Below are 559 nucleotides of genomic sequence, written 5' to 3' on the forward strand. Positions count from 1 at the left end.
TCCTAGTGCCTATCGCAGGCCCAATCCTGTGAGGATCAGGGCCTGCGTGCTCGCCACGGTGCTCTCGAAGAAGTCGGATTCGTCGAGGCTTCGGCCGGTGACCGCATCTACCTGGACCGCGAAATCGGCGTAGTGCTGGGTGATCGCCCAAATCGAGAAGATCAGGTGGTGCGGGTCGTGGGCACCGATGCGGCCCTGGTCGATCCAGCCGCGCAGGATCGCCGCCTTGCTCTCCACCAGCCCGCGCAGGGGGCCTTCGAGCTCGGCCCGCAGGAGCGGCGCGCCCTGGACGATCTCCAGGCAGAACAGCCGCGAGGCCTGCGGCGCGTCCCGCGACAGGGTGAGCTTGGCGCGGATATAGACCCGGATCGCCTCGGCCGGATCGCTGTCGGCGTCGAGTTCCTGCAGCGGGTCGAGCCAGACGTCGAGGACGCGGCGGAGCACCGCCAGATACAGCTCCTCCTTCGAGGGGAAGTAATAGAGCAGGTTCGCCTTCGACAGCCCGGCCCGCTCCGCGAGCCGGTCCAGGCTCGTCCCGTGCAGGCCGAGCCCACGAGAC

The 559-nt window shown here is 68.3% G+C and carries 1 protein-coding gene; it reads right to left on the reverse strand.

The genetic code is table 11. From position 1 onward, the window contains the following. Nucleotides 1-9 precede the first annotated feature (9 nt). The coding region (gene rutR / locus VQ02_RS34425) for an HTH-type transcriptional regulator RutR (RefSeq protein ID WP_048437781.1) at nucleotides 10-559 on the reverse strand (550 nt) is incomplete at its 5' end.

Origin of the sequence: Methylobacterium variabile, assembly GCF_001043975.1 — a bacterium.
Classification (GTDB): domain Bacteria; phylum Pseudomonadota; class Alphaproteobacteria; order Rhizobiales; family Beijerinckiaceae; genus Methylobacterium; species Methylobacterium variabile.